The sequence below is a fragment of the Nonomuraea antimicrobica genome (genome assembly GCF_039536965.1).
GTDB lineage: Bacteria > Actinomycetota > Actinomycetes > Streptosporangiales > Streptosporangiaceae > Nonomuraea > Nonomuraea antimicrobica.
Genome location: NZ_BAAAZP010000300.1, coordinates 1 through 8,771 on the forward strand (window position 1 = coordinate 1; position 8,771 = coordinate 8,771).

14 protein-coding genes are annotated in these 8,771 nt (G+C 68.0%); all 14 read left to right on the forward strand.

Annotation, left to right across the window (positions count from 1 at the left end; genetic code table 11):
• On the forward strand, window positions 1–313 hold a 313-nt coding region (locus tag ABD844_RS52875; protein ID WP_344897925.1), incomplete at its 5' end, for a hypothetical protein.
• The gene (locus ABD844_RS52880; protein WP_344897928.1) at window positions 310–837 is read left to right on the forward strand and encodes a hypothetical protein; all 528 of its coding nucleotides are present in this window, start codon (window positions 310–312) and stop codon (window positions 835–837) included. The genes ABD844_RS52875 and ABD844_RS52880, both read left to right, overlap by 4 nt.
• A gap of 372 nt (window positions 838–1,209) precedes the next feature.
• Window positions 1,210–2,157 (forward strand): YqaJ viral recombinase family protein, encoded by a 948-nt coding sequence (locus ABD844_RS52885; RefSeq protein ID WP_344897931.1) that lies wholly within the window; start codon window positions 1,210–1,212, stop codon window positions 2,155–2,157.
• Window positions 2,154–3,542: a recombinase RecT gene (locus ABD844_RS52890; protein WP_344897934.1), complete on the forward strand. Its 1,389-nt coding sequence runs from the start codon at window positions 2,154–2,156 to the stop codon at window positions 3,540–3,542. The genes ABD844_RS52885 and ABD844_RS52890 overlap by 4 nt, the downstream gene beginning before the upstream one ends.
• Window positions 3,539–4,006 carry a hypothetical protein gene (locus ABD844_RS52895; RefSeq protein ID WP_344897937.1) on the forward strand — a complete coding sequence of 156 codons (468 nt, stop codon included), beginning with the start codon at window positions 3,539–3,541 and terminating at the stop codon, window positions 4,004–4,006. Before ABD844_RS52890 ends, ABD844_RS52895 begins: the two co-directional genes overlap by 4 nt.
• A gap of 144 nt (window positions 4,007–4,150) precedes the next feature.
• Window positions 4,151–4,672 carry a hypothetical protein gene (locus ABD844_RS52900; protein ID WP_344897939.1) on the forward strand — a complete coding sequence of 174 codons (522 nt, stop codon included), beginning with the start codon at window positions 4,151–4,153 and terminating at the stop codon, window positions 4,670–4,672.
• Window positions 4,673–5,006: 334 nt separating this feature from the next.
• Window positions 5,007–5,165, forward strand: coding sequence for a hypothetical protein (locus tag ABD844_RS52905; RefSeq protein ID WP_344897942.1), 159 nt, complete (start codon window positions 5,007–5,009; stop codon window positions 5,163–5,165).
• A complete protein-coding gene (locus ABD844_RS52910) occupies window positions 5,158–5,466 on the forward strand; it encodes a hypothetical protein (RefSeq protein ID WP_344897945.1) in 309 nt (102 codons plus the stop codon). Before ABD844_RS52905 ends, ABD844_RS52910 begins: the two co-directional genes overlap by 8 nt.
• Window positions 5,467–5,739: 273 nt before the next feature.
• On the forward strand, window positions 5,740–6,339 hold the full coding sequence (locus tag ABD844_RS52915; protein WP_344897948.1) for a hypothetical protein: 600 nt from the start codon (window positions 5,740–5,742) through the stop codon (window positions 6,337–6,339).
• Between the two features lie 125 nt (window positions 6,340–6,464).
• Window positions 6,465–6,791, forward strand: coding sequence for a hypothetical protein (locus ABD844_RS52920; RefSeq protein WP_344897951.1), 327 nt, complete (start codon window positions 6,465–6,467; stop codon window positions 6,789–6,791).
• 243 nt (window positions 6,792–7,034) lie between these two features.
• Window positions 7,035–7,355 carry a hypothetical protein gene (locus tag ABD844_RS52925; RefSeq protein WP_344897954.1) on the forward strand — a complete coding sequence of 107 codons (321 nt, stop codon included), beginning with the start codon at window positions 7,035–7,037 and terminating at the stop codon, window positions 7,353–7,355.
• Between the two features lie 3 nt (window positions 7,356–7,358).
• The gene (locus tag ABD844_RS52930; protein WP_344897957.1) at window positions 7,359–7,781 is read left to right on the forward strand and encodes a hypothetical protein; all 423 of its coding nucleotides are present in this window, start codon (window positions 7,359–7,361) and stop codon (window positions 7,779–7,781) included.
• The gene (locus tag ABD844_RS52935; protein ID WP_344897960.1) at window positions 7,778–8,290 is read left to right on the forward strand and encodes a hypothetical protein; all 513 of its coding nucleotides are present in this window, start codon (window positions 7,778–7,780) and stop codon (window positions 8,288–8,290) included. The genes ABD844_RS52930 and ABD844_RS52935 overlap by 4 nt, the downstream gene beginning before the upstream one ends.
• 146 nt (window positions 8,291–8,436) lie before the next feature.
• Window positions 8,437–8,771, forward strand: a 335-nt coding sequence (locus ABD844_RS52940; RefSeq protein WP_344897963.1) for a helix-turn-helix domain-containing protein, incomplete at its 3' end; no start/stop codon positions are given.

Genomic DNA, 8,771 nt, shown 5'->3' on the forward strand with positions numbered 1-8,771 from the left:
CTGCCCGTGGGGCTGCGGCGAGCTGGTGCTCATGAGCACCACAGAGCACGGCAACCCCATGCCCCTCCAGCCCAAGCCCGACCCGACCGGCAACCAGGCCGCTTACAAAGACGGCCTTGGAAGGTGGCGATCGCGCTCCCTCACCGGGCGCGACGCCCGCCGGCCGGAGCACCTCGAAGAAACGTTCAGGCCGCACGTGGCCGACTGCCCCAATCGCGCCGAGCAGCAGACCCATCCTGGCACACCGTCGGGCGGCCGTACCCGTCTCCGCCGGACCCGCCCCCGGCGCTCGACCCTGTGGAGGAGCCGATGACAGAGAGCACGCCCCGATCGGCCGAGCAGGCGTACGACATCGACGCCTACCTCGTGTACGTCACGCAGCTCCGCCACGACGGCCCGGCGCACCTGGTGCTCGAACCGTACGACAGCGACCACGCGCTCTGCCTTGCGAACCCAGGCGGCTGCACGGCCAACCTGATCGAGGCGAGCCGGCGGTGCGGCCGGGTCTCGCTCGGCGAACTCGTGCAGCTCGCCGTGGTGCATGAGAACGCCCGGGACGGCTACCCGTACGCGCAAGAGACGGACGACCAGGCTAGCCGCGCCATCGGCGTGATCATCGGCGCCGCTCAGCGCATGGCGCTCGATGAGCTTCGAGCGGAGGGGCGCGCTGAACTCGTCGGCCGACTTGCAGCGCTCCGGCAGCAGTTGGTCTCCCTGCAGCAGGAGGCCGTCTACACCCGGGAGACGGCCGACGGGCACTCGTCGTACTCCGCCGGCGACCGCGCCGACCTGTACGGGCAGCTGATCGACCAGCTCGATCAGGTGGTGAAGGGGTGAGCCAGCGACCCCGCAGCAGGACGGAGCAGGCGGGCTGTGGCTATGCCCTCCTCGCCGTTGCCGTGGCCATCGCCGGCTCCTGGCAGTTCGTGTTCGGCGACGCCGATGTGGGGTTGTGGCTGCTGGCCACCGCGTGGCTGGCGGGCCGCTGCTCGACGGCCCTGCAGGCGGTCGAGCGCCTGCGCGCGCGCCTGTCTGACCCTCGGCGGACCGGGGCCGCGGATGCGCGGGTTCGTCGCATACACCCTGGAACATCAGATTCATAGGAAGTTATGATTAGGATATGAATCTGAAGCGAAGGGACCCCGAGATGATGGCTGCCCGTGTCGCCATCTCCACGCGCCCGTACGGCCTGCCACCCGAGGAGGCGCGGTGAACACGACGGTGGAGGCTGGCACAGCTCGCCTGCTCGGCCGGTTCCGGCACGGCAGCCGAAACTGGCACAAGGCCCGCGAAGGACGAGTCGGCGGATCGCGGATCGCCGGGATCACGGGCTTATCCCCATGGGAGTCGCCGTTCTCCGCCTGGTGCGAGATGGACGGTCGCATCGCCTCGGGCAAAGAGACGCCGGAGCAGGCCCGGGGCCACTTCCTGGAGCCGACCATCCGCAAGTGGTTCGCTGCCCAGCACCCCGAGTGGAAGGTGCGCGCCGGCGGGACCTGGGTGCACCAGGAACGTGACTACGAGCTGGGCAACCCGGACGCGCTGTGTTACGACGCCGACGGCCACCTGGTGGAGGGCGCCGAGTTTAAAACGGACGTTGCTGCGACAGCGTCTGGATGGGGGAAACCCGGCACCGACCAGGTGCCGCTGTACTACCGCTGCCAGGTGAAGTGGTACATGGACGTGTTCGGCGTGCCGCGCTGGCGCGTCGTCCTCCTGGACGAGCGGCACAGATTCCGGGAGTACGTGGTCGAGCACGATCCCGTCGAAGCTGCGATGTTGCGCGACGCTGCGGAAGACTTCCTCGCCTCCCTGTTCTGGGGCGAGATGCCGCCGCTGGACGACCACCCGGCGACGTACGCCGCGGTGCTCCAGCTCCATCCGGACATCGACCGCGACGCCGCGGTGGTGCTCCCGCACGAGATGGCTTACGAGTTCATCGATGCGCACCTGAGTTTGGGAGCAGCTGAGAAGCGGGTGACGAAGGTTGACTCCGAGGTGGCCGCGTTCATGGGGAACGCGCGCCGCGCGCTGTGGGACGGCAACCGGGTGGCGCGCCGCCAGAAGTCGTCGGCCAGCACCGTGTACCTGCGTCCCGATGAGCGAATCGCCGGGATCGAGATTTCCGCACCGCAGCAGCAGGAGTGTGCGGCATGAGCGGCCGGAGCCGGAGAACGCAGAACCAGCGCGACCGGAACCGGCGCGGCCAGGAGCAGCAGAACCAGGAGCAGGAGTCAGAGCCGAAGGGCCAGATGTTGGAGCTCATCAACGAGATGAGCGCCGAGGTCCGGTTGCACCGCGACGCGTTCACAGCGGCGATGCCGCGAGGCGTCTCACCGCAGCAGATCATGCAGGACGCCCACAACTGCCTGCGCAGCACGAAGAAGCTTCCGCTCGTCTATAGGCCCACCTTCCTGGCGGCCTTATTGACCTGCGCGAGCCTCGGCCTGCGACCCGGTGTCCCCGGCCTTGGTCATGCGTGGATCTTGCCTTTCCGCAACTTCCAGAACAACGGCCGCCTCGAAGCGCAGCTGATCATCGGCTACAAGGGGTACGCCGACCTGGCCTACCGGCATACACGAGTCGTCGGCATCGCCTCCAACGTCGTCCGCTCACGCGACACCTTCGAGATCGACCTTGGCGACGACAAGCTCACCCACAAGACGCCGCCGCTCGGCGTACCACGAGGCCCAGCCATCGGCTTCTACGCCTTCGCGAAGGTCCAGGGCCCGTACGGGACGGAGCGGATCCTGACCGAGCCGATGAGCGTCGCGGAGATGCAGGAGCACCGCGACGAGCACGCCATGCACAAGGAGTGGGTGAACGGCCGCTGGGTCGTTGCCGGCGTGTGGCTTGATCACTTCGATGAGATGGGCCGCAAGACGATGATCCGGCTGCGGCTCATGAAGTCCATGCCGGTGGCGTTGGACCTGGCGACCGCGGCCGTCGTGGACGAGGGGGTCCGGTACGACCTCAACCCGGACGCCGACCCGGCGAAGGTCACCGAGCGTCCGAGCGACGTACCGCCACCGCTCGACCCGCACGCCCCCGTACGCGACTCGGTGGTGATCCGGACCCCGGACCGGCAGGGCGGCATCACGCCGGACCAGGATCGCCGCATCGCTCAGCTGATGCGGCAACGCGGCATGAGTAAGAACGACGCGCTGGACCTGGTGGAGAAGACCGTCGGCGAGCGGCTGTCGGCGCGGCTGCTGAACGAGAAGCAGGCCAGCCAGGTGATCGACGCGATCCAAGCGATCCCGCCCGACCCCATCGGCGGCGCGGTCCTGACCCCGGACCGCGAGGAGAAGGAACAGCGGATCGTCGCCCTGTTCGACGGCCTTGACACGCGGATCAGCGCCGGTCGGCGGCTACGTGACCTGTCCACGCTGGTCGGCCGCGACGTCCGCACCCCGGCGGACGTCAACGACGACGAGTTGGGCGACATCGCCGACGTGCTGACCGCGTGCAAGGGCCAGACATCTGAATGGGACGCCGCAGTCAAGGCGGCGGCCGACCAACGAAAAGCGAGTAAAACATGACATCTATGGCCCGGACGGGCATCGAGCACGGCACGGTGCGGGGCTGGCGACAGCACCAGCGACACCGGGTACCCCTGACCAACGAGTGCGGCTGCAGGGAGGCCCGCCGGCGGAACGACCAGGCCAGGCAGGCGAAGGTGGCGAACCAGCCGCCGCCACCGCAGTTGACACCGCCGCCCGGCCTGTGGGCACCCACACAGGCCAGCCCAGCACTCGGCACGCCGATCAAGGGAAAGGAACTGGCGGAGGGCGACGTGATCGTCCACGTTGGCCGGCACTACCCGGTGAACCACTTCGTCGCCTACGTCGGGTCCCTGCGCGACGAGCTCGGCCACGACACCCGCACCGCAGTCTGCGGCACCTGGGAGATGGCGATCGGTCCCCAGGCGACGATCCACATCGTCCCCCGCGACGAGCAGGTTTGCCCCCCGCACGCGCACGCCAGGGACGCCTGCCAGTCCTGATGCCGGACGAAACGGACGACAGATCGGTGGTCCCGTGCCCCCCGCGCCGGGCACGAGGCCACCGCATCTCGCCGACCGCAGCCCCACGGCAGCAGAGCGCACCACCTGGCTGCGTGATCACCCACCGAGACCGAAGGAGCCACCATGGCCACCGAATCGCAAGCGTCGGCACACGAGAGGGCCGCGCAGACCTACGCGCCCAAGCAGGTCGCGCACGCCGTCGCCGAACTGCTCGGCGCTCACAGCCCCGCCCTCGACGCCTACATCTGGGGCTCCTCCGAGGAGGCGACGATCAAGGTGAACGTGACCCCGATCGACGACGTCGGTAACGAGGAGGCTCAGGACACATGCGCCTTCAGCGCTCTGGTCCTCGAGACGGGTCAGCCGGCGCCGATCGTGCTGGCCCGCCCTGACGTGGTCGACACGCGCAACCTGGAAGGTGGCTCGTACGGGGATTCGCGACAGGTCGGCTGGGAGGTGGCCCCCGCCGACCATCGCGGTCGTGCCACGCGCCGTGCTGACGCAGCTGGTGTCACCTTCCAGGGCTCCGGCCACATCAGCTTTGCCGAGGCGCGACGCATGGGCGCGGCGCTGATTGCTTTGGCTGAGGCCGGGCAGGCCGGGCAGGCCGGGCAGGCCGGGCAGGCCGGCGCGCAGCATGGCTGAGGTGCCGGCCTTCATCTGCGGAGGCCACTTCAGCCCCGAGGTACCCCCGTCAGGGGTGGGCGTGGTGATCCTGCCGTGGCAGTGTCCGCTGTGTGAGGGAGAAGGCCGGTGGGGCGACGGCTCCGCCTGCGTGCTCTGCGATGGCCGGGGTGCCATCACGGCGGAGGCCGCCGCCGACTGGTTGAAAGGCGAGCCCGAAGTTTCCGAGCTGAAGCGCTCGCCGGTCCCGCCCGGCGTCATGAGGAAGCCCTGCGGCGACTGCGCACTCCGGCCAGGGTCGCCGGAAGAGGACGAGCCTCCGTCGCCAGAACGCCCGTTTTACTGCCATTTCGGGATGCGGGTGGTGAACGGCTCGTACGCGCCCGCCGCGTGGTTCGACGGCCGGCCACTCGGCGCCCTGGTGTGCCGCGGCTGGTGGAACGCGGTCACGGGCCTGGCGTGGCTGGCCGAACCGTACCGGCCCGCACGTGACGGCTGGGGCCGGCGTGCGTGAGGACACCTGGTCGTTCCGCATCGTGTTCGGCTGGGCTGGGCCAGAGGCGGCGATCGCTGTGCTCGCCGAGCACGGCACGCTCGAACAACTCGGCAGGGACGATCACGCGTGGACCGTCCACGTGGCCGGAGACCTGGGCCCCGGCTCTGCGGAAGAGAAGGCGGGGCGGGCCGAGTGGATCGCCCAGGACGCGCTGGCCGCCCTGCTCAGCTCGACCTCTGGCGTGGACGAGCGCAACACCCCGGCCCGATTCTTCACCCACCAGTCCACCGCACGCATTGTGAGCGACGGCGATGGGTGAGCGGGCCGCAGATCTGGCCGATTCGAGCAGCCGCAGCAACCCGCAGAAGGAGCAAGACCAGCGGGCCGTTATCGATCCGCCCCGGCCGCCGCCGCCAGCCGACGTCCCAGTGGTCGGCGAGGGCCCCGGATGGCGCTGCTACATCCCGGGCTGCCGCACCCGGGGCCGACGCCAGAGCGCCCCCAGCGCGCAGGCCGCTGACGCCGGGTGGCGCCTTCACTACCTGAACGACCACTACCAGCGGCCAGACTCGCAACGAAGGAGGTCGCGGTGATGACCAGGCCCACGAGACGCCTCACCCGCGGCCAACGCGCACAGCCACCGCCGCCCCGAAAACGCCCGTTCGACGATCGTCGATTTGATATCAACATCATATTGTGTGACCCTGCCGATATGGCGACGGCATCAGCGAACAGGGAAGCCGCACGGCTGGCTCTCGTGAAAGCCTACGAGAAGAAGGAGACGGCGACGGCCGCCATCACGCAGGCCGTGGTCGATGCGCGCGCCGTGAAGGTCACGTGGAAAAAGATCGCCACCGAACTTGGCGTAGAGGCCTCCAACGCGACCCGCAAGTACAAGCCTTACGTCGACTCGATGGAGCCGGAGAACCTGTGGGGGGAAGAGCCCGACCCCGAGCTGCCGGCGCTCGCCGCCATCCGGAAGGCTGTCACGGCGCACAAGGAGGCGGAGCCGGCCGAGGTGCAGGCCGTGGCCGCTGCTCGCTCGCATGACGTGACGTGGAAGGAGATCGCGGAAGCGGTCCACATGGCGGAGCCGAACGCGTTCGTCAAGTACACCGCGCAGCTGGAGGAGAAGCGCGTGGTGACGGTGCGCGCCACATCATCAGCGGAAGCGGAGCGACGCCACTCGTAGCATCGATGCCCCTGCCGCCTGTCAGGCGCGGGGGCATCGCCTTGTATGCGCCCTGACCTGCATATTCGCCTAATCCATCGACTTTCATTATAGATATCAAGATCATAATAAACTATGATGAAGTTATGAATACCGCGATCACCCTCGACATGGCTATTCCCCATCCCATTGTCAAGCGGACACTGGCCGAAGCCGTCGAATCGCTCAAACGGGAAGGCTGGACTGGTCTGCTGGCGGACACGCCGGAGGACGTCAGCGAGCACGAGTTGACGTTCCGGCGAGCCGTGCGCGACGGCCGCACCCCCACCATCGGCGAGGTGTTGGCCGCCTACTACGTGGCCGCCATGGAGGAGTTGGACAAGGCGTACTACGAGGACAACGAGATCACCAACGGCCAGTACCGGTACCGCAAGTCGGTGGTCCGGCGACTCGTGTTCCGCAGGGCGGTGTGATTATGGCCAGGTATTGCCTCGCGTGCGGCGGACCGTGCGGCGATCAACAAGGCCGCACCTGGTGCCAGGCGCCGCAGTGCGCTGGCCACGCCGACAAGCGCGTGCGTGTGGCCCGGCGGCGAAGCCGAGACCGAGCCCCCTTCGAGGTCATCCTCTGCAATGGCTGCAGCAGGAGAGGCACGAATCATCTGAAGGTGATCGCCATCGTGGGCGACGCGCCGCGCCGCCGCGAGGAGGCGTGACATGCCGCACTGGTACATCGTCAACGAGGACGACGGGATCGTCCGCCGGGAACCGACCCTCGGAGCCCTGGTCAGGTGGGCCCTCATCGCCTACGACGGCTGGGTGCTGCCCGGCAAGAAGCGCGTCAGAGACGGTCACTACCGGTACGCCATCGGGGAGGACCGCGACAACCACCTGCTCGTCAGCGTCTTCCGCCGCGACGTCCTGGCCCACGCCGCATACGACCTCGCGCAGGAGCCGCTGTACCCGTACCCGGACGACCCCTGGCAGCTCGGGCCGCGGGGCTCTGGCGGCCACGCAGACGATGAGCAGGAGGACTGAGCCATGATGGGCGACCGCATCAAGATGTACTGGGACCTGCACCATCACGTATGGTCGCTCGTCGCACTCCGTGGCCCTCGAAAGCGCCTGGTGGTCGCGAAGGCGGACAACGTGACGCTGGCTGGCGTGACCTTCAAGGTCTCCACGCCGGGCCGGACTCGGGCGCATCAGCTCGGCCATCGAACGGTTCACGCGTGGGTGCTCGGCACCGTGGTGTCCATCGATCGGGAACAGCTCGACCTGACCGGCATGACCAAGATCACCTACAACTGGCACCCAGACAGGGCATCGACCTTCGAGACTCCCGACGGAACCCCGGTGCTCTGGGAGGCGCGCGTTCTCTTCGCCCGCGACCCTGGCAAGAAGGAGCACGGGTACGGGTGGGTGGACGGCAGGGAAGTCGGCGCGGAGGTGGCGCGACCATGACCGCCCTGATTCTCCTCACCTGCGAGAGGCATCCCACGGTAATGGAGTGTGATGACGACGAAGCGTTCGCTGTCGAGACCGTCGCAGCCGCTCGTGCTCTGTGGGCGACCAAGCACCCGAACGAGGTCTGTACCAAGCTGGCCCGGGTGAGGCTCGGCTGCGAGGTGGGGTACTGCGGGAACCTGCTGTCCTTCCCGACGAACACTGACACTGGCCGGGACGGCTTCATCGGAGACAGCATCACCGCGGGCAGGATCTTCGCGGCCAGGCACCACCGGGGGTGGTACGTCGCACGCCGGGCTGGTGGGCGACTGGTCGACTGTTGCCAGTGGCATCTCGGCGGGTGTTGCGTCCACCACGTGGACCGCTCGTGGGAAAGTTTCCGTCCCTTCCCGACTCTGGATCCGGGGGCCGTGTTGCCGGGAGAGCCTGGCTTCCCCGGGCAGGCCGCAGCCGTCCAGTTCGACTTGTTCGACCTTCCGCCGCAACAAGGCCGCGCGCGAGCGTGATCGTCGCGTAAAGCGGAGTAGAGCCTGCCCGAGGAAATTGAGCCCTCAGAAGGCTATTTTCGCAGGTCAGAGCCATATCCGATTTGCTATCAATTTCATAAGATGTTATGGTTATTGCATGATCAATTAAATGAAAGGAGTTCGAGATGGCCGCCGAAATCATGCTCACCACCTCCGAGACGGCAGCCGCCTTCGGTGTCAGCGTTCGTACCATCCAGCGCTGGGCGAAGAACGGCACTCTCACGGCGGTCAAGAGGGCAGGCCGGTGGGCCGTCTCCTTCCTCGCCGACCTGGCCGACTTCCCGTCGGCCGCAGTCGGCAAAGCGCGTGACCTGCTGGAGCTCGGCGGCATCCTGGCCACCTCCAGGCCCGGCATGTACACCGCCGTCTCCAGCTCCGGCGACTGCACCTACCTGGTGCACATCACCAACTGCACCTGTCCGGCCGGCCGCAAGCAGCGGCCCTGCTACCACCGGGCGGC